General features: G+C 60.2%; 16 protein-coding genes and 2 tRNA genes. 14 read left to right on the top strand and 4 right to left on the bottom strand.

The genetic code is table 11. From position 1 onward, the window contains the following. The first annotated feature begins 19 nt into the window (after positions 1 to 19). The 4 genes from AACQ43_RS13525 to yjjG all read left to right on the top strand — a co-directional run bounded on the left by AACQ43_RS13525 (position 20) and on the right by yjjG (position 2,629). Positions 20 to 96 (top strand) — tRNA-Met (locus AACQ43_RS13525). A gap of 96 nt (positions 97 to 192) precedes the next feature. Then, positions 193 to 269 (top strand) — tRNA-Met (locus AACQ43_RS13520). Between the two features lie 174 nt (positions 270 to 443). Beyond that, on the top strand, positions 444 to 1,940 hold the full coding sequence (locus AACQ43_RS13515) for a M17 family metallopeptidase (protein ID WP_168967605.1): 1,497 nt from the start codon (positions 444 to 446) through the stop codon (positions 1,938 to 1,940). Positions 1,941 to 1,948: 8 nt separating this feature from the next. Beyond that, complete coding sequence (yjjG, locus tag AACQ43_RS13510) at positions 1,949 to 2,629, top strand: pyrimidine 5'-nucleotidase (protein ID WP_146062663.1); 681 nt, start codon at positions 1,949 to 1,951, stop codon at positions 2,627 to 2,629. Positions 2,630 to 2,713: 84 nt separating this feature from the next. Here the strand turns inward: yjjG and AACQ43_RS13505 are convergent, their stop codons facing one another. From AACQ43_RS13505 to elyC, 4 genes are all read right to left on the bottom strand, one after another. Next, positions 2,714 to 3,970 carry a M20 family metallo-hydrolase gene (locus AACQ43_RS13505; RefSeq protein WP_146062662.1) on the bottom strand — a complete coding sequence of 419 codons (1,257 nt, stop codon included), beginning with the start codon at positions 3,968 to 3,970 and terminating at the stop codon, positions 2,714 to 2,716. Between the two features lie 1,200 nt (positions 3,971 to 5,170). Then, positions 5,171 to 6,142, bottom strand: coding sequence for a 6-phosphofructokinase (gene pfkA / locus AACQ43_RS13500; protein ID WP_011706225.1), 972 nt, complete (start codon positions 6,140 to 6,142; stop codon positions 5,171 to 5,173). A gap of 147 nt (positions 6,143 to 6,289) precedes the next feature. Then, a complete protein-coding gene (gene tpiA / locus AACQ43_RS13495) occupies positions 6,290 to 7,045 on the bottom strand; it encodes a triose-phosphate isomerase (protein ID WP_011706224.1) in 756 nt (251 codons plus the stop codon). A 135-nt stretch (positions 7,046 to 7,180) separates the two neighbouring features. Next, a complete protein-coding gene (gene elyC / locus AACQ43_RS13490; protein WP_049047497.1) occupies positions 7,181 to 7,951 on the bottom strand; it encodes an envelope biogenesis factor ElyC in 771 nt (256 codons plus the stop codon). A 299-nt stretch (positions 7,952 to 8,250) separates the two neighbouring features. Between elyC and cmoM the strand changes: the two genes are divergently transcribed. From cmoM to AACQ43_RS13440, 10 genes are all read left to right on the top strand, one after another. Then, the gene (gene cmoM, locus AACQ43_RS13485) at positions 8,251 to 9,027 is read left to right on the top strand and encodes a tRNA uridine 5-oxyacetic acid(34) methyltransferase CmoM (RefSeq protein ID WP_168967604.1); all 777 of its coding nucleotides are present in this window, start codon (positions 8,251 to 8,253) and stop codon (positions 9,025 to 9,027) included. 77 nt (positions 9,028 to 9,104) lie between these two features. Then, positions 9,105 to 10,424 (top strand): chromosome partition protein MukF, encoded by a 1,320-nt coding sequence (gene mukF / locus AACQ43_RS13480; protein ID WP_017410171.1) that lies wholly within the window; start codon positions 9,105 to 9,107, stop codon positions 10,422 to 10,424. Continuing rightward, the gene (mukE, locus tag AACQ43_RS13475; RefSeq protein WP_011706220.1) at positions 10,405 to 11,142 is read left to right on the top strand and encodes a chromosome partition protein MukE; all 738 of its coding nucleotides are present in this window, start codon (positions 10,405 to 10,407) and stop codon (positions 11,140 to 11,142) included. Before mukF ends, mukE begins: the two co-directional genes overlap by 20 nt. A gap of 27 nt (positions 11,143 to 11,169) precedes the next feature. Further along, on the top strand, positions 11,170 to 15,597 hold the full coding sequence (gene mukB / locus AACQ43_RS13470) for a chromosome partition protein MukB (RefSeq protein ID WP_168967603.1): 4,428 nt from the start codon (positions 11,170 to 11,172) through the stop codon (positions 15,595 to 15,597). 171 nt (positions 15,598 to 15,768) lie between these two features. Further along, entirely contained in the window at positions 15,769 to 16,170 is a 402-nt protein-coding gene (locus tag AACQ43_RS13465; RefSeq protein WP_168967602.1) for a septal ring lytic transglycosylase RlpA family protein, read from the top strand. Positions 16,171 to 16,552: 382 nt separating this feature from the next. Further along, positions 16,553 to 16,918: a RidA family protein gene (locus AACQ43_RS13460; protein ID WP_168967601.1), complete on the top strand. Its 366-nt coding sequence runs from the start codon at positions 16,553 to 16,555 to the stop codon at positions 16,916 to 16,918. Positions 16,919 to 16,931: 13 nt separating this feature from the next. Continuing rightward, complete coding sequence (locus AACQ43_RS13455; RefSeq protein WP_168967600.1) at positions 16,932 to 17,585, top strand: helix-turn-helix transcriptional regulator; 654 nt, start codon at positions 16,932 to 16,934, stop codon at positions 17,583 to 17,585. Then, entirely contained in the window at positions 17,575 to 18,381 is an 807-nt protein-coding gene (locus tag AACQ43_RS13450; RefSeq protein WP_168967599.1) for a PhzF family phenazine biosynthesis protein, read from the top strand. Before AACQ43_RS13455 ends, AACQ43_RS13450 begins: the two co-directional genes overlap by 11 nt. A 295-nt stretch (positions 18,382 to 18,676) precedes the next feature. Then, on the top strand, positions 18,677 to 19,150 hold the full coding sequence (locus tag AACQ43_RS13445; RefSeq protein WP_017787997.1) for a cupin domain-containing protein: 474 nt from the start codon (positions 18,677 to 18,679) through the stop codon (positions 19,148 to 19,150). 17 nt (positions 19,151 to 19,167) lie between these two features. After that, on the top strand, positions 19,168 to 19,653 hold the full coding sequence (locus AACQ43_RS13440; protein ID WP_042889034.1) for a GNAT family N-acetyltransferase: 486 nt from the start codon (positions 19,168 to 19,170) through the stop codon (positions 19,651 to 19,653). Positions 19,654 to 19,728 lie beyond the last annotated feature (75 nt).

Below are 19,728 nucleotides of genomic sequence, written 5' to 3'. Positions count from 1 at the left end.
GGTGGCAGTACAATTCGGACGCGGGGTGGAGCAGCTCGGTAGCTCGTCGGGCTCATAACCCGAAGGTCGTCGGTTCAAATCCGGCCCCCGCAACCAACTATTTGTGTCCATGGCAAGCGCATCGCGCTGTGGTGGAGACGAAGACAGCAAGAGGCAACTGCTCTGTCTCTTGTGGTGGCAGTACAATTCGGACGCGGGGTGGAGCAGCTCGGTAGCTCGTCGGGCTCATAACCCGAAGGTCGTCGGTTCAAATCCGGCCCCCGCAACCAACTTCCTTTACTCTATTACGCTAATTCTCCAGTTTTTCATCCAGCCGCCTTCGCGGTTTTTTTGCTTTGTGTCGCCCTCACGCTTGATATTGATTTTCAAGTGCAAATCTGGCTGTGACCCCGCTTTGTTGGGTATCATCACTGGTATCTCTTCATGGATGAGGGCCTTGCCCAATGATGCAACCATTTACCTATCTGCCGCCGCAGATCGACATTCACGACGCCGGCCTCGCTGCCGTCCTCACCAACGGCCTTGCCGCCAACTTGCTGATCTGCGCCGAAGATCGGCGCGAAAGCCTGCTGGCCCTGCCCGAATTTGCCGCCGTCGGCGCCCAGATCGCGCTGGGGCAGAAAGCGCCCTACAGCCTGGTGCTGCACAATACCCTGCAACTGCTGATCTTCCTGCCGGCACACCCGGCGCGCGATCATGCCCTCTACAAGCAGGTGCGCAGCTGGGTTGCGCCGCTGGCCGGGCTCAAGATCGAGCGGTTGGGGCTGCACCTGGAAGGCTTTGACGAGGCCGATACCACGCTGTTGGCCGAATTGGTGCTGGCCACCTTGCTGGCCGCCAACGTGCCGCTGCCCAGTCACAAGCATCGCAGCGAAGATCCCTGGCGCTACCAGCAGATTTCGGTGTCCCCCAATTGCGTGCTGGATCTGGCGCGGATCTATGCCGAGGTGGAGGGCAACGGTCTGGCGCGCCATCTGGCGGTGTCGCCGGCCTCCGATCTGACCGCCCGCAGCTACCGGGAGTGGGTACGCCAGCTCGCCCAGCGCGAGGGGTGGCAGTGGCATGAGTACGATCAGGCCCAGCTCGCCGAGCGGGGGGCTGGCGCCTTCATCGCGGTGGCGCGCGGCTCGGAAGACAACCAGGCCGCCATGGTCAAGCTGAGCTACTGCCCGCCCAATGCGGTGCGGCGGCTGGCGCTGGTGGGCAAGGGGATCTGCCATGATTCGGGCGGCTACAACCTCAAGATCTCCGGCAGCATGTATGGCATGCACCTGGACATGGGGGGCAGCGCGGTGGCATTGGGGGCGCTCCACGCCATCAGTCGCGCCAGGTTGCCCTATGAGGTGCACTGCTGGCTCGCCATCGCCGAGAACCACATAGGCCCGCTCGCCTACCGGCCGGGGGAGGTGGTGACTGCCCTCAACGGCACCACCATCGAGGTGGTGGATACCGATGCCGAGGGGCGCATGGTGCTGGCGGATACCCTCTGCATGGCGGTGCAGGACAATCCGGATCTGCTGATCGACTACGCCACCCTGACCGGGGCCTGCAAGCGGGCGCTCGGCAGTCGCTACAGCGGCGCCTTCACCAACCGCCCCCAGTGGCTGGGGGAGCTTATCAATCTGGGCCAGCGCAGCGGCGAGCGGATCTGGCCATTCCCGCTGGATGAGGACTACGACGACAACCTCGATAGCGAGTGGGCCGATCTGTTACAGTGTGCGCCGGGCTCGTCGCCGGATCACATCGATGCGGCCCGCTTCCTCAGCCGCTTCGTACCCGCCCAGACCCCCTGGCTGCACCTCGACTTGAGCGGTTTTCGCAACAAGGGCGGCAATGGCGTGGTCAGCAGCGAGGTGACCGGATTCGGGGTCAGATTGACACTGGATCTGCTGGCCGGCCCGCTGGGGCGGCGCAATGAATTTGATCAACCAGAACAGTAAGGGATCCCGTGAAAGTACCAAGTTATGACTGGGTGTTGTTCGATCTGGACGAAACACTGCTCGATTTCCCGGTCGCCAAGGCGCTGGAACAGACGCTGCACATTTACGGCGTGACGCCGACCCCGCCCAAGATGGCGGAGTACCACGCCCTCAACCACCGGCTCTGGCAGCAGTACAACTCCGGCGAGATCGATGCCGCCCACCTGCAGCAGACCCGTTTCTCCCTGTTTGCCGAACAGGTGGACGTGGCGCCGATGGCGATGAATGACACCTTCCTGCAGCAGATCATTGCCCTGAGCATGCCGCTGGAGGGGGTGGTAGAGACGCTGCAGGCGTTGAAGAGCAAGGTGAAGATGGGGATCATCACCAACGGTTTCAGCCTTCCGCAGCGCGGCCGCCTCGACAAGCTGGGCTGGAACGAGTGGTTCGAGCCGTTGGTGATCTCGGACGAGGTACAGGTGACCAAGCCGGCGGCGGCCATTTTCCAGCATGCCCTCGAGCTGATGCAGCGCCCGGATCCGGCGCGGGTGCTGATGGTGGGAGACAACCCCAAGACCGATATCGCCGGCGCTGCGGCGCAGGGGCTGGCAACTTGCTGGTACAACCCGGCTCGCCAGGATGGTCCGTGCGAGGCGACCCACGAGATCCACCACTTCGCCCACCTCTCGGCCATCGTGCTGGGACAGTAGGTGCAACAGACCCCCTTGCCAGACAAGAAGGGGTGAAACAAACAAGGCAGCCCGCGGGCTGCCTTGTTTGTTTCCGGCTGTTTGCTAGCGGCCGAGGCGGGCCAGCAACCAGGACTCCAGCAGTGCTACGCCAGGGGCCAGCACGGCCTCGTCGAAGTCGAACTCCGGGTGATGATGGGGTGCCGCCAGATTGGCCCCCAGGATCAGGTAGGCCGCCTCGCCACCGCTTCGCTGCACCCGCTCGATGAGAAAGCCCGCATCCTCGCTGGCGCCGAAACGGCGGGTATGGATGGTTTCCAGCTTGAGCGCCTGGGCGAGCGGAATGATCTCTTCGAGCAGGGCCGGACTGTTGTCGATGCCGATGGCTTCACCCTGCTTGCGAATGAGGTAGGTGGCGCCCTGCATCATCGCAGCCCCTTCCACCATCTGCTGCACCTGGCTGAACATGTAGTCGTTGAGGGCCGGCGTGGCGCCCCGGGTCTCCCCCTGCAACAGGGCGTGACCCGGTATCACGTTGCGGCCGCTGCCGCCATGGAGCTGGCCCACGTTGATACGGGTCATGCCATCGCGGTGGCGGGCGATGCCGAGCATGGCAGTGGTGGCCATGCAGGCCGCCGCCAGCGCATTGCTGCCGGCGTTGGGCTCAAGCCCCGCGTGAGCGGCACGCCCCATGAATTCCACATCGAACTTGGTGGAGCAGAGAAACTCGGTGGGATTGACCACCAGCTCGCCGCTGTTGGCATGAATGCCAATGTGCAGCGCCAGCAGGGCATCCACGTCGTCGAGCTGACCGCCGGCGGCCAGTGCCTTGCCGCCGCGACATCCCTCTTCAGCGGGCTGGAAGAACAGCTTGATGCGGCCGTTCAACCGATCGGCGAGGGCGGCGATCCGCTCGGCCAGTACCAGCCCGATGGCGGTATGGCCGTCATGGGCGCAGGCGTGCATCCAGCCGGTGTTGCGCGAATGCCACCCCTCCTGGCTGGGAGGATGCAGCTCATCCTGGCTCTCTTCGACCTCCACTGCATCGATGTCGAAGCGAAAGGCCAGGGTCGGGCCCGGACGGCCGCTGTCCCACAGTCCCATTACGCCCGTTATCTCTTCGATCCTGCCCAGCCAGTCCGGATGGGCACCCTGGCGCAGGGCTCGCTCCTTCTGGGCCTGCACGTCGATGTTGCGTCCCATGATGAGGTTGCTGGCCAGCAGCTTGTCGCCCAGCATGATGGAGAAACCGAGTTCACTGAGGTGGTGGGCGATGAGGGAGCTGGTACGAAATTCACACCAGGCCGCTTCGGGCAGACGATGAAGATCACGACGCCAATGGCTTAGCGCATCTTGTGTCATGGTAATTCCTGCATGGCGAATCCAGCGGACATTGTGACGGGCAGGGGGGCAAGAGTAAATCCCACAGACGCAACAGGGGGAGCCACTGGCTCCCCCTGTTTACGGGCTACCTCTGGCAGGCAGCTGCAATTATGTTCGCTTGGTCGTACTAATGGCCGTAATTGTCGTTGTTTTCGATGAACTACAAAAAAATGACATTAAGCGGTGAATTAACCAGCGTGGCGATGCCTGTCGTTGCCCATCAGGGTCATTGAGTGGGCAACTAACCGCCTCAAAGCTGTGACAGTGACGGCAGAGAGACGGCAACCAGAGTGAAAAACACAGTAAAAACTGCAGTAACCACAAACTCTTTCATATTTTTGTCTCCCTTGGCTGACTGTTGATGGAACCAAGATACCACAATTGTGCGGTAAAACAATAGTAAACTGCATTTATTGGTTGAGATGTGGCTTGTGGTCATCGAAAGCTTCATTTTTGCAATTTTAAGCTCACTTTATCATCTCGATGGTCATTCTGTTTGATGGAGAGAAGTTGAATATTAAGTTATCTCAATTAAAACAATGTATTAGTTAATTTCATTACGATGCAGACAATGGGTTTTATATGAGGCTTTTTTTGTTTTTTTAAAATTATGTCGGCAAAAAATGATGGTTTTTAGAGGAGAGTGATGACCCTGCCATGGTTTGGGCTGCTGTCAGCGTCATTTTCCGTCTCCAACATGTTTTTATCGTAGTCGAACGGTTTTTCCCTGTCGTGACGCCACCTTCTGACATATCTCTTCCCATCTTTTTGCAAAATCCCCTCTGCTGATGGTGCTCTGTCGGCCCACTTTTCGTCTCTGTTCGGATCTTTTCCAGGCATGTTGGCGGTCCGATGGAACACCTGCTGTCGGCAACGCCAAGGTGCAGGAGAAGAAGAGTATGCAGAGAGGTGGTGCTGTTCTTGGCAGAAGCCGGACTGCAGAGGGCCGTGTACCGCGTTGTTTCAGCCCTGAACTGACGCAATGCCACTTGAATCGGTTAACGGGTCAAGGAGCCCCGAAGAAGGGGGATGGTGGGCAGGCGATAAACAGAGGAAGTGCTGCGAGGAGAGCAAGGATGGTTGCAACGAGGTGGCATCATGGCCCGGGCGTGGCGAGCAGGGCCCAATGAAAAAGCCCTCCAGTGGAGGGCTTTTGTCACAGCAACCTGAAAGCGGTGCTTAGAACAGGGTGGTGGAGAGATCGTAGAGCTCCTGATCGAACGGGCGCTTGAGGTTCTCGATGCAGTCGATGATGTCGTGATGCACCATCTCGTTGCGCTGGATGCCGACGCAGCGGCCACCGTGACCGGCCAGCAGCTGCTCGACGGCGTAGGCGCCCATGCGGCTGGACATGATGCGGTCACGTGCGGTGGGGGTACCGCCACGCTGGATGTGGCCCAGGATGGTGGCACGGGTTTCGCGGCCGGTCAGGGCTTCGATGTCTTTCGCCAGGGCGTTCACGTCGGTGACGTGCTCACAGATGGTGATGATGGCGTGCTTCTTGCCCTTGGCTTCGCCTTCCTTGATCTGTTGCAGCAGCTTGTCCTTGTCGAACGCCACTTCCGGCACGATCACGTACTCGGCACCGCCGGCAACGGCGGCGGACATGGCCAGATCACCGCAGTGACGGCCCATGATCTCGACCACGGAGATGCGATGGTGGGAGCTGCAGGTATCGCGCAGACGGTCGATGGCGTCTACCACCACGTTCAGTGCGGTATCAAAGCCGATGGTGAAGTCGGTACCGGCGATGTCGTTGTCGATGGTGCCCGGCAGGCCGATGCAGGGGAAACCCTCTTCGGTCAGCTTCTTGGCACCCATGTAGGAGCCGTCACCACCGATCACCACCAGGGCGTCGATGCCGTGCTTTTTCAGATTTTCGATCGCTTCGGCGCGCACTTTCGGATCTTTGAAGGCGGGGAAACGGGCGGAGCCGAGGAAGGTACCACCACGGTTGACCACGTCGGAGACGCTGTGACGCTCCAGCTTGACGATACGGTCCTGGTGCAGACCGAGGTAGCCATCATAGATGCCGTAGACTTCCAGGCCATGATGCAGACCGGCGCGCACCACGGCGCGGATGGCTGCGTTCATACCCGGTGCGTCACCACCACTGGTCAAAACACCAATACGTTTGATTTGTTTGGTCATGAGTGCCTCTGGATCTGAGTTGTCGAATACGAAATGGTTGAATGAGACAAGCCACTTTTACTATATCGGCTTTCCTATGGGATGCGGCGGCTGCCATAGGAAAAGCGATATGCAGGAGGGGGCAAGCGCCCCCTCCATGGCAGCCGATTACTTGGCCGCGCCAGCGATGATCTGGGAGAAGTCGTCCACTTTCAGGGACGCACCACCCACCAGGCCGCCGTCGATGTCCGGCTGACCGAACAGGTCGGCAGCGGTGGCACCGGTGACGGAACCACCGTACAGGATCTGTACCTTGGCAGCCACGGCGGCGTCGAAGCCGGCCAGGTACTGACGGATGTGAGCGTGAACGGCCTGAGCGATTTCCGGGGTGGCAGTCTTGCCGGTACCGATGGCCCATACCGGCTCGTAAGCCACGACGGCGTTCTCGAAGGAGGCGATACCGCAACGGTCGATCACGGCTTTGAGCTGGGTTTCGACCACGGAGTTGGTGGTGCCGGCTTCGAACTGAGCCAGAGTCTCACCGATGCACAGCACGGGGATCAGACCGCCTTTCTGGATGGCTTCGTACTTGGCAGCAACCACGTCGTCGGTCTCTGCGTGCAGGGTACGACGCTCGCTGTGGCCGACCAGAGAGTAGGTGCAACCGAAGGCTTTGAGCATGGACGGAGCGTTTTCGCCGGTGAAGGCGCCGGACTCGTGAACGTCGGCGTTCTGGGCACCGTAGGCAATCTTGCTGCCGGCGGTCAGTTGCTCAACCAGACCCAAAAAGATAACCGGCGGGCAGACGGCGACTTGCACAGAAGGATGAGCGGCAGCAGCCGGGGTCAGTCCTTTGATCAGAGCTTCGACGGAAGCTTTGGTGCCGTTCAGTTTCCAGTTACCCATTACCAGGTGCTGTCTCATCTTGTATATCTCCTAGGCATTTGATTGCGCGACATTATATGAATTGAACCGAGCCCAAGATAGCTGACCCGGCGGCAAATGACGTAATTTTTTTTCGCTTTCCTGATCCAAATCAGGAATGAAAGGCTCGATTGCTCAATCGTTAACCTGCCCCCGCAAACGGGCCCACCATACCCCAATCCATTCGTGAATGGCAGCCTCGGAATACATCAGATAGCGCCCTTTTGGCAGGTAGCTGTAGAGGGGCTGGGCCACCTGACTCTGCTTGGCGGTGTAGTCGGTGGGGGCGGGCACGGCGTTCAGTCCCTGACCCTGATAGAGCGCCATGGCCCGTGGCAAATGGGTTGCCGAGCTCACCAGCGCCACCTGCTTGCCCTTGAGATGACGGCTGATGCTGACTGCCTCGTCGTGGGTGTCTTTGTTGTTTTCAAACAACGTCATTCGCGAGCGGGGAATGCCGAGGCTCACCGCCATGCGGGCGTTGACCTCGGCGTTCGACAGGGGATCTCCCGATACATAGCCTGAAAAAATCAGCTCCGCCTGCGGATAAGCCTGGGCCAGCCGTACCCCCTCCAGGGTGCGGGCCAGCGCAATATTGTTCTGCCAGGACCGCTCGGGCACCGCCGGGTCGCTGACATGGCCGTTGCCGAGCACCACGATGGCCTCGATGTCCGGATGTTGGCTCACTTCGAAGGGCGGGAAGGTCTGCTCCAGGCCGCGGGCCAGCTCGTAGCTCACCGGGCGCATCCCCATCAGAGTGACCAGCAGCAGCGAGAGGGTCGCCAGCAGCTTGCCGGTCTTTTGGAAACGGGTGAACCAGAGCAGCAAAAGCGCCAGCAGCAGCAGGCTGAGGGAAAAGGGGAGCGGCATCAGCAGCTGGCCCAGCCACTTTTTGAGGTCAAACAGGGCGTTCACTTGTTATTCCTTATATAACAATGCATTAAAAAATTATTAAGGATTTTGGCTCCCTTGTATAGGCGCCTCTTCCCAAGGCTGCATGGCGCCATCCAGGCACACAGGTTGTGCAGTACCTGCCCGCACAACCTCGAAAAGCGCGAAACGGGGGCAAAGTGGGCGCCAAACGATGTTTTTTCCATCACCTGGGGGAGGGAGCTGCGCCTTGAGTTTTCAGCAAATTCGGGATGTGACAGAATACCCTCTTTTTCGTCAGGCCCGTTTCCCGTGGCCACAGAGTTGAGTTCGTCTTGAAGCAAGATCAGAGTTTTGACGGGCGCGCCGACAAGTTCGCCCGCAACATTTATGACTCCACCAAGGGGCGCATCCGCACCACAGTGGTGTGGAGCGACATCGAAGCCTGCCTGGCCCGCCTTGGCAACCGGCCGCTGCGCATACTGGATGCGGGGGGCGGCTTTGGCTATTTCGCCCAGAAGCTGGCGGCCATGGGCCATCAGGTGGAGCTGTGCGATCTGTCGGCTGAAATGCTGGCGCTGGCGCGCAGCCAGATCGCCGAGAAGGGGCTGGAAGACAGAATTCGTCTCATCCATTGCCCCATTCAGGATCTTAAAGCACACGTGACCGGCACCTTCGATCTGGTGCTCTGTCACGCGGTGCTGGAGTGGCTCGCCGAGCCGCGCCAGACCTTGCTCGGTCTGTTCCCTTTCGTCAATGCCGGGGGCATACTGTCGCTGCTTTTTTACAATCGTCACGGTCTGCTGTTCCAGAGCCTGGTGGTGGGCAATTTTGACTACGTGCGCCAGGGGCTCAACAAGAAGCGCCAGACTGCGCTGACCCCCACCAATCCCCAACTGCCGGAGCAGGTCTACGACTGGATTGGCCGGGGCGGGCTCAAGATTATAGGCAAGACCGGGGTGCGGGTGATCCACGACTACATGCGCCACAAGCAGGATCAGCGGGAAAAGTTCGATGATCTGCTGGCCATGGAGCTGCAATATAGCCGGCAAGAGCCGTTTATCTCCCTGGGGCGCTATATCCACGTGATGGCGCAAAAACCCACCGGCTGAGGCCCCCTTTTTTGATGCTACCGGATGTAGCCGCGCGCAAGGCTTTGCGCCCAATACAACAACGAGATGACAACATCATGATGAGTACATCCCGTACCCTGCCCGAAATGGTGGGATGGGTCAGGCAGGAGGGGTTGGCGTTGAACCTGCCCACCGATCGGCTGGCCTTTCTGATTGCAATCAAGACGCTGTCCGAAGATGAATCGGATCTGTCGGAAGCGGCGCTGCACGATGCTTTTGGCTACGTCAGCAACGCCTTCGGCCAGATGGACGAGACCCTCACCGGTCGCGCCAACAACGCCATCAACGATCTCATTCGCCAGCAGCTGCTGTCGCGCTTCAACACCGACATGGTGGCGGGGGAGAGCCTCTATCGCCTGTCGCGCCTTGGCATGAGCATCGTCGATTTCTTCATGGATCAGCGCCAGGTTGACTCCATCAAGCTCTCCATCCTGCTCGAACACCTGGCGGCCGAGCTCGACACCGCCCGCAAGGCGGCGCTCGAGACCAATACCCGCGAGCAGTGGGATGCCGAGGTGCTGCCACGGCTCACCTTCTCGCTGGAAGAGACGCTGGGGCGGATCGATCTCACCCAGCGCGCCATGGACGAGCAGCAGAATCAGGTCAAAAACGAGATTGCAGCCCTGCTGACCCAGAACTGGGTCGATGCCATCCACAGCTGCGAAAAACTGCTGCACGAGACCGGCCAGACCCTGCGCGAGCTGCAAGATACCCTGGACGCCGCCGGCCACCGCCTGCAGGCGGGCCTGCTGAACATCCAGGAAGCGGCGCAGGGGCGCGAGGATCTGTTCCACGTCGAGGAGCTGACTCACGCCCTGCAGGGGCGGCTGGATGTCATCACCAGCTGGGGCCAGCAATGCATCGAGCTGTGGGCCCGCTATGACAGGCACGTCCACAAGTTCATCCGCAACGCCATCGACATGGACAAGAACCGCGCCTTCAGCCAGCGGCTGCGCGACTCCATCCGCAATTTCGAGCAGCACAACTGGTTGCTGCGGGTGGCCGAAGAGCCGCGCCTGCTGGAGCTGCGCGACGAAACCATCGCCATCCACGACGAGGAGGTGACCGGCGAGGTGCCCCTCGAGATGGAGTACATGGAGATGGTGGACATCAACCAGGAGCTGGCCGAGCGCATCGAGCGCTACCTGGCCCGCTACCCCGAGCAGGGCCAGCAACTGGATCTCGCCGATGTGCTGCGCGAGTACCTGCTGGACTACCCGGCCCATGCCCACTTCGACGTGGCGCGTCTTCTGATCGACCAGGCCGTGCGCCTGGGCCATGCCAGCGGCGAGCACCAGCTGCATCGTCAGCCCGCATGGAAACCCATTAACCAAGCTGGATCCAAGGTTCAGGCCTATGTCATTGATCAATACTGAGTTTCCCTTGCCGTTGCGGCTCGCAGAGGCGATTGCCAACCCCTTGTTTCCGCGCATTGACACCGCCTTGCGCTCCGGTCGCCACATCAGTGCCGACGAGTTCGAACAGCACTCGGCGCTGGTGGAGTACCACCAGGAGCTGGAGATCTTCTACGGCCGCTATCAGGTTGAACTGATCAAGGCGCCGGAAGGTTTCTTCTATCTGCGCCCGCGCCCGAGCGCAGACATTGGCACCACCGTCCTCTCCGAGCTCGACATGCTGGTGGGCAAGGTACTCTGTTACCTCTACCTGAGTCCGGACAGGCTCGCCTCGGAAGGGGTGTTCGCCATGGGCGAACTGCAGGAAGAGGTGCTGAGCCTGGCCGATGAAAAGCAGCTGCTGCGGATGGTCAACAGCCGCTCCGGCGGCACCGATCTGGACAAGAAAAAGCTCTTGGAGAAGATCCGTACCTCCATGCGCCGCCTGCGCCGCCTTGGCATGATCACCGCCCTTGGCAACAGCGACAAATTCCGGGTCAACGAGTCGGTGTTCCGCTTTGCCGCCGACGTGCGTTCTGACGAAGATCCGCGCGCCGTTCAGCTGCGGATGATCCAGGAAGGGGAAGCCATCTTCCACGACGACGAGATGCCGAGCAGCGATTCGCTGTTTGAGGATATCGAGGCGGATCTCGATGAAGAGCAGCTTGAACTGGAGGTGGAAGATGACCTGCAGCGTTAAATCCAAGGCCCAGATGGAGGCAAAGTCGTGAGAGGCAAATTCAAATCCCTGACCATGGTCAACTGGAACGGCTTCTTCGCCCGCACCTTCGATCTCGACCAGCTGGTCACTACCCTGTCTGGCGGCAACGGCGCGGGCAAGTCCACCACCATGGCGGCCTTTATCGCGGCGCTCATTCCCGACCAGTCACTGCTTCACTTCCGCAATACTACGGAAGCGGGATCGAGCAGTGCGTCCCGCGACAAGGGGCTCTACGGCAAGCTGCAGCGCGGCCACTGCTATTCACTTCTGGAAGTGATGAACAGCCGCGAGCAGCGGATCTGGGTCGGCGTTCACCTGGAGCAAGTGGCCAACCGCGACAACAAGGTCAACATCACCCCGTTCGCGCTGGTGGATGTGCCGGAGCAGTTGCAACCCACCGATCTGCTGCTGGAGAAGCTCGATGATGGCAAGGGGCGGGTACGTGCCTTCGCCGATCTGAAAGGAGCCGCCGCCGAGCTGGGGGCGCTCAAGGTCGCCAAGTTCAATACGGTGACCGACTATCACAACTTCATGTTCGAGTTCGGCATCACCCCGAAGAAGCTGCGTGATCAAAAGGATCGCGGCAAGTTCTATCGCCTGATCGAAGCCTCCCTCTACGGTGGTATCTCCTCGTCCATCAGCCGCTCCTTGCGTGAATACTTGCTGCCGGAGAACTCCGGGGTGCGCAAGGCGTTCCAGGACATGGAGGCGGCCATCTACGAGAACCGCCGCACGCTGGAGGCGATCAAGGAGACGCAAGGGCAGCGTGATCTGTTCAAGAACCTCATTACCGAGACCACCCACTATGTGGCGGCGGACTATGTGCGCAACGCCGCCGAGAAGAACCGTCTCTCCGAGCTGGCCCTCAAGGCCCGCCAGGAGCTGGCAGGCAAGCGTCGCCTGCTGGCCGAGGAGAAGCAGCGTGCAATCTATCTGGCGGACGAGGTGGAGCAGCTCACCAATCGCGAGAAGCTGCTGACCGACGAGCTGGAGTCTGCCGCCGAGCACCTGGCCAAGGTGATGGCGGCTGTCAGCTTGCAGAAGAAGATCGAGATGTACCGCGCCGATCTGGCGGATCTCTCTGACAAACTCGAGCAGCAGCAGGCGGTGGTGGAAGAGATCCACGGCCAGCTGCTGGAAGTGGAAGAGCGCAAGGAGCTGGCACAGGCAGAAGTCGACAGCCTCAAGACCCAGCTGGCCGACTATCAACAGGCGCTCGATATCCAGCAGACCCGCGCCATCCAGTACCGTCAGGCGGTGCAGGCCCTCGATGCTGCCTGCGAGCAGTGCGAGCTGCCGGGGCTGACCGCCGAACAGGCGAGCGACACCCTGCACCAGTTCCGCGCCGCCGAGCAGAGCCTCACCAGCCGGGTGCTGGGGGCCGAACAGCAATTGGCGCTGGCCAAGGCGGCGGTGGCCGAGCACGAAGCGGCGCTGGCGCTGCTGCTCAGCATCGCCCCGGAAACAGTGCGCGAGGCCGCCTGGCCCACCGCTCAGGCGCTGCTCAAGCGTCACATCGAAGACAAGGCCCGCATTGCCCAAGGGCAGGGGCTGCGCGCTGCGCTGGCTCGCCTCGAGAAAGAGAGCGAAAGCCAGAAGAGTCTCTTCAAGTTGCGTGACGAGCTGCAGCAGGCCTCTGGCCAGCTTATCGCCAGCAGCGATGAGCTGGAGATCTTCCTCGAAGCCCAGCGTACCCGTCAGGAGGAGCTCTCCGAGCAACAGGCGGAGGTGAACCAGCGCCGCGCCAGCCTTGAGCATCAGGGCACCCAGCTGGGTCGCGATATCAGCGATCTCACCAAGCTGGCGCCGCGCTGGTTGAAATCGTTCGAGAAGCTCGAGCAGCTGCGCGAGCAGAGCGGCCTGCCGCTCGCCACCGCCGAAGAGCTTTCGGCCGGCATGCAGACCGTGCTCGACAAGGAGCGCGAGTTCGAGCAGGAGAGCAACCGCATCGCGGCGCAGAAACAGGCGCTGGAGCTGCAAATTCGCAACCTGCAGTTGGGGGCCGGCGAGGCGGATCCGCGCCTGGCCCGCATTGCCGAGCAGGTGGGGGGCGTACTGCTCTCCGATGTCTACGACGACATCTCCATCGACGATGCCCCTTACTACTCGGCGCTCTATGGCCCGGCTCGCAGCGCTCTGGTGGTGCTCGACCTTGAGGGTGCCATCGAGCGGCTGAAAAAGCTCGAAGATTGCCCGGAAGATATCTACCTCATTCAGGGCAACCCCGACTCCTTTGACGAGGATCTGGTGGAAGCGGACGAGCTGGGCGATGCCGTGCTGGTGCGCACCAGCAAGCGTCAGGTGCGATTCTCCCGCTACCCCGAGTTGCCGCTGTTTGGCCGCGCCGCCCGGGAAAAACGCATCGAGCAGTTGGACCTTGAGCGCGAAGGGCTCATCGAGGGTTACGCCAAGGCCGCTTTCGAGCAGCAGAAGTACCACCGTCTCTACGGTCACTTCCGCGATTTTATCGGCCAGCATCTGGATATCGCCTTCCGCCCCGACCCGGAAGCGGAAGTGCAGGCCAAGCAGGCCGAACTGCGCGCGCTGCAAGGTGCCATCGGTGAATGCAACAAGCAGCTGAGTGATGCCAAAGCAGCCGCCGCCCAGCTGACCCGTCATATCCAGCTGGTGCAGGGGATGCTGCCCTTTGCCCACCTGTTTGCCGAGACAGACTTGGCAGTCCGCCTCGAGGCGGCCCACGCCGATGTGGAAGCCCTGAAACAGGCCGAAGCCTTAATCGCCAAGCACGGCAAGTCGCTGGAAAAACTGGAAACCATGGTGCAGGTGCTGCGTCAGGATCCGCAGGATCTGGCCGCGCTGCAGGCTGCCTATGATGAGGTGAGCGATCTGCTGGCCGAGCAGAAGCGCCGTTGCTATGCCCTCGATCAGCTGGTGGCCCGTCTGCCGCACTTTGCCTATCAGGATGCACAAGACCTGCTGGGCAAGGCCTCCGAGATGAGTGAGCGACTCAAAGAGAAGCTGAAAGCGGCTGAGCTTGCGGCCCGCACCGCCGGCGAGCAGCACAAGCAGATTGCCCAGCGCCACACCGAGGCGTTGCAACTGCGTACAGCCCTCAACTCCAGCGTCGAGGCCAAGCGCCAGACCCTGACCGAGTTCGAGCAGGAGCTGGCGGCTATGGGGCTGACCCTCTCTGACGATATGGAAGAGAAGGCGCGCGCCCACAAGAAAGAGATTGAAGAGCTGCTGATCCGCACCCGTTCCCGTCGCACCAGCGCCGAGGCCCAGTTGCAGGTAACCAAGCGCGAGATCGAATCCCTTGGCGGCCGTCTCAAGCTGGAAGGGAAGGATTACTACGGCGCCCGTAAATCCCTGGTGGGTCACAAGGCGAGCTGGTCGCGGGTGGTGCGACTGGCGCGGGAGACCGACGTCGAGAAGCGTTTAAATAAGCGCGAGCTGGCCTACCTTGACAGCGACGAGCTGCGCTCCATGTCGGACAAGGCGCTCGGCGCCCTGCGGGTGGCGGTGGCCCACGACGAGGCCCTGCGCGATGCGTTGCGTCTCTCCGAGGGCAATCGCAGCACCGAGCAGAAGGTCGCCTTCTACGTGCAGGTCTACCGTTACCTCAAGGATCGCATCCGCAACGACATCATCCGCTCCGATGATCCGGTGGAGGCGATCGAGGAGATGGAGATCGAGCTGGCCCGTCTGGCTGACGAGCTCAAGCAGCGGGAAACCCATCTGTCGCTCTCCTCTCACGAAGTGGCGGCCAAGATCACCAACATCATCCGCCGCGAGCAAAACCGCATCCGGGTGCTCAACCAGGGCTTGCAGAACATCGCCTTCGGTCTGGTGCGCGGGGTACGCCTCAACGTCAATATCCGCGAGGCCCACACCCGTCTGCTGACGGCGCTGGCTGACCAGACCGCCATGCACAACGATCTGTTCGCCGACAAGGAGCTCAGCTTCTCCGAGGCGATGGCCAAGCTGTTCCAGCGCCTCAACCCGCAAGTGGAGCAGGGGGATCGCAGCTATCAGGTGATGGGCGACGTGCTGCTCGACTATCGCAACTACCTGGAGCTGGAGATCGAGGTGCAGCGCGGTGCTGATGGTTGGCTGCGGGCCGAGAGCGGTGCGCTCTCCACCGGCGAGGCGATCGGTACCGGTCAGGCCATCCTCTTGATGGTGCTGATCAGCTGGGAGGAGGAGTCCCGCCGTCTGCGCGGCAAGGACATCGCTCCCTGCCGCCTGTTGTTCCTCGACGAAGCGGCCCGTCTGGATGGCAAATCCATCGCCACCCTGTTCGAGCTGTGCGAGCGGCAGGATATGCAGCTGCTTATCGCCGCGCCCGAAAACATCAGCCCCGAGAAGGGCACCACCTACAAGCTCATCCGCAAGGTGCAGGGCAAGCACGAGCACGTGCATGTGGTGGGGCTGCGCGGCTTTGGCTTCGCCGATGACAAACTCATCGCCTGACAGAGGCTGACGGATAAGGTATGAAAACGGGAGGCTTGGCCTCCCGTTTTGTTTGGAAACTGTGGCAAAGTAGCGGCGCGGCCCTGGCAGGCCGGCACCACGCCGGTTCGCTCATGCCCGCTACCGTTTTATTGGCATCGACAACCCAGCAGGGGAGCAAGGACAAGGCACATGGTTGAAAAGGGGCAATTTTTGCGAAAGGGGCTGCTGCTGTCGCTCACCGTGCTGCTGGCCGCCTGCAGCAGCCGCTATGACGAGAGCCACGGCGGCAGCTGGCGCGGCTATAGCGAGACGGGGCTCGCCTCCTACTACGCCGATCGCTACCACAACAAGCGCACCGCCAGCGGTGAGCCTTATCAGCGCCACGCCAACACCGCCGCTCACATGGAGTTGCCCTTCGGCGCCATGGTGCGGGTCACCAACCTCGCCAACGGCAAGAGCGTGGTGGTCAGGGTCAACGACAGGGGTAATTTCCCGCGCGGGCGCATCATCGACCTCTCCAAAGCGGCCTTCAGCGCCATCGGCAATCCTCGCGCCGGGCTTATCAAGGTCAGGGTCGAGGTAGTGAATTAGCCAGCGATCTGAAAAGGGGAGTGCCATAAATCCATATGGTACTGACTGTTCCATCAGGGACGGGTTTGATTAAGCCCGCCAGATGGCTGGCCTAATCTGCCCCCATCACTGTGACGGGAGGTTCTACAGCCCGCCAGCCCAGCTCACTCTCGTAATGCTTCAGCCATATCCCCTGTCCCTTTACATTCATTTCTCCTTATCTCAAGACTGTCTCACCCTAACCCTGCCTCGCATATTGTTCCGATAAACGATGAGTGCAATCTCAATAGTTTGATACTTAATGTATTTTGTTGTTTTGTGTTGAATTTCCAAAAAAAGTTTAAAAAAGGGAGGCCTGATGCTATCTTAGGCGCAGTAACATTTATGAGGGAGTGCGAGCGTCATGACCATTGAACGATATGCCACCGACAAGCCTTTTCCCTTTGCCGATGCAGTGAAGGCGAACGGTTTTGTCTTCCTCTCTGGCCAGGTTTCGATGACTGCCAGTGGTGAGCCGCTGTATGGTTCGGTTGTGGAGCAAACCCGGCGGATTATGCAGTCGATAGACGGGACGCTGACACGGGCGGGCGTGAGCCTAGATCAGGTCGTCAGGGTGCAAGTGTGGCTGAGTGACATGAAACACTTTGCCGAATTCAACGCTGAGTATCGCACTTGGTTTTCAAATGGCTTCCCGGCTCGCTCGGTGACTAGCAGCGCGTTGGCATTTGGGCTGGATGTGGAAGTTGAAGTCCAGGCGACAGCTTCATAGAGAGAGAATTCACATGGACATGAAACATGGCAGTCTGATCACTGCCTTGACGGCATCCCTTGACACCCTTAGAACCACTATTCCCGCCAATACCGAAGCGGTATTACATGATCTGACCAGACCCGAGGCGTCCGTCATCGCCATCGTCAATGGGCATGTAAGTGGCCGCAAGAAAGGGGATGCGCTGTTATCCGGACCGGATGATGACATGGGCTTTTTGGGGCTGCTCGAGGCCTCATCCGATATCAGGCACCGCACATTCAGCGGTTATGTTTCCAAGACGGCTTCCGGGAAGCGCTTGAATAGCGCATCGACAATCTATTACGGCGAGGGTGGCACTCCATTGGTGGCATTTTGCATCAATGTCGATATGGAAACTGTCAATCAATTGAAGCGCGATCTGGATTATCTTTTCCTGCCAGCTGGCATGGAAGAAGGGCTGGGTGGCAGGACGAGCAATATATCCATCCAGACGTTGGATGATGTATTGCAGAGATATCGGCAGACAGGCTCAGAGAACAAGATTGACTTCAGAAGGCGCGTCGTATCAGACATTCATGGCATGGGGTTTTTCAAGATAAAAGGTAGTGTCAACCATGTCGCCAGAATGTTGGGGGTGACGCGATACACGATTTACAACTATCTGGAGAAATGCGATGAAGAGTAGTAGCTCGATAAAGATCCCCTTCTATCAAGTGGATGCGTTTACCTCTCAGCCTTTTGGCGGTAATCCGGCCGGGGTATGTCCTCTTGAGACGTGGCTGGATGATGAAGTGCTCCAGGCAATCGCCATTGAAAACAATTTGTCCGAGACGGCTTTCTTTATCCCGGCAGAGGATGGTTATCACTTGCGATGGTTTACACCGGGGGTCGAAGTCGATTTGTGTGGGCATGCGACTCTGGCCGCGGCCTGGGTGCTTTTTAACAAGCTGGACCATGCTGGTGAGCGCATTCATTTTCACACCCGCAGCGGACTTCTTACCGTGACCCGCTCAGGCCATGAATACTGCATGGACTTTCCTGCCAAGGCGGTGACTCAGATAACGCCTCCATCGGGATTGTTGGCTTCACTCGGTATAGAAGAAGGGATCGTTGGGGTATGGCAATCTGATGATCTGATCGTGCTGGTGGATGACAGGCAGATCATCGACAGACTGGCCCCGGATTTCAATACGCTGGTGCAGTTTGATACCCGCGGTGTCATTGTGACGGCGGCCGATGAACGCTTCGATTTTGTCTCTCGCTGGTTTGGCCCTCAGGTTGGCGTCAACGAAGATCCGGTGACCGGCTCTGCGCATACCTTCTTGGCGCCGTTCTGGGCAGCACGAACAGGAAAGAAAGAGCTAATTGTCCAGCAAGGGGGGGCGCGTAAGGGCACATTGCGTTGTCTGGTACGGGATGACGGTCGCGTGGAGTTGTATGGTGAGGCTCGCATGACGATCGAAGGCTTCTTCCTGCTGTAGTGGTTCCAAACGCCTTATTACCTTGCCCTATCGGAGGCGGATGCCGAGCGCTATCTGCTGGCGCGGTGCAAGAGGGAGTGGGTCGACGAGATAGGCCAGATGATAGAGGGGCATCACGCTCTGCGTTCCCGGCAAGATTCCCCCTTTGCCCTGGTGGAGCTCTTTCTCCGGGCCCCGACATCGCCGACTTCTCTCTTGGCATGGTGTGCGAGACACTCCTTCAACTCCCTGCTGATGTTTTGCCGCTAAGAAGCAGGCTATAAAGAGAGACGTCATTCACAGGGAGGATCAGAACATGACTGACAAGCGCGCCATTCAGGCAGCGGCCATCCCCGAGCACAAGGCAAAGTCCCTTTATCCGGAGCCCTTTGCCTCCTTGGTCAAGCACCGCACCCGGCGCAGGCTGGGGGATCATTTCGGCCTCACCAATTTCGGGGTCAATTTGACGACCCTGGCACCGGGGGCCATCTCGGCGCTCAAACACCATCACGGCCTGCAGGACGAGTTCGTCTATGTGCTCTCGGGCAATCCCACCCTGCGCCACGGGGAGGAGGAGTACCGGATGTCGCCAGGGGAGTGCATCGGCTTCAAGGGTGGCAGCGGCCTGGCCCACCAGTTGCTCAACCACGGTGAAGTGGACGCCGTCTATCTCGAGGTGGGGGACAGGCTGCCAGGGGACACCGTCGACTATCCCGATGACGATCTGGCCCTGGTACAGGGTGCCGATGGCGCCTGGTCAGCCAGACACAAGGATGGCAGCCCCTACTAGGGGCGCCTCTTCGCGCAATGAGAGAGACCTCCATGGTGTTCAGCCCCTTTTCTGCTGTCAGGGCAGAGGATTTTCTGCCGCTGCTCAACGATGAGACGCTGCGAAAGCACCTGATCCCTCACCCGCTTTTCGATGTGGCCGGGGTGCGCGACTGGATGGCGTACAAGCTGGGAGTCGACGCCCGGCCAGGTTGCCGCGTGCGCGCCATCTTTCTCGACGGCACCCTGGTGGGGTGGTGCGGTATCCAGCCCGATGACGAGGGGGTGGAGCTTGCCATCGTGCTCACCAGGGTTGGCTGGGGAAGCGGCGTGGCAATTTTCAACGAGATGATGGGGTGGGCGAGGGCGCTTGGCCATCGGACGATCCTCTTTCACCTGCTGGATACCCGCCCACCTTACCGCTCCCTCGCCAGACGGGCCATCTGGGTGAGGAAAACACGCCTGGGCGAACACCCTTTCACCACCTATTGCCTTGATGTTGAATCCTGGTCTGCAGACCCTTAGCCCTTAGCAAGGGGGTAGCAAGCCGTGCCGCCTCCTGGCGGGTCACGTTGCCACCCTTTGCGTAATGACCCCTCC

The sequence above is a fragment of the Aeromonas sp. DNRA1 genome (assembly GCF_963888745.1).
Taxonomy (GTDB): domain Bacteria; phylum Pseudomonadota; class Gammaproteobacteria; order Enterobacterales; family Aeromonadaceae; genus Aeromonas; species Aeromonas hydrophila.
Note: the sequence above shows the minus strand (reverse complement) of the source record. Positions and strands in the feature narration are given on the sequence as shown.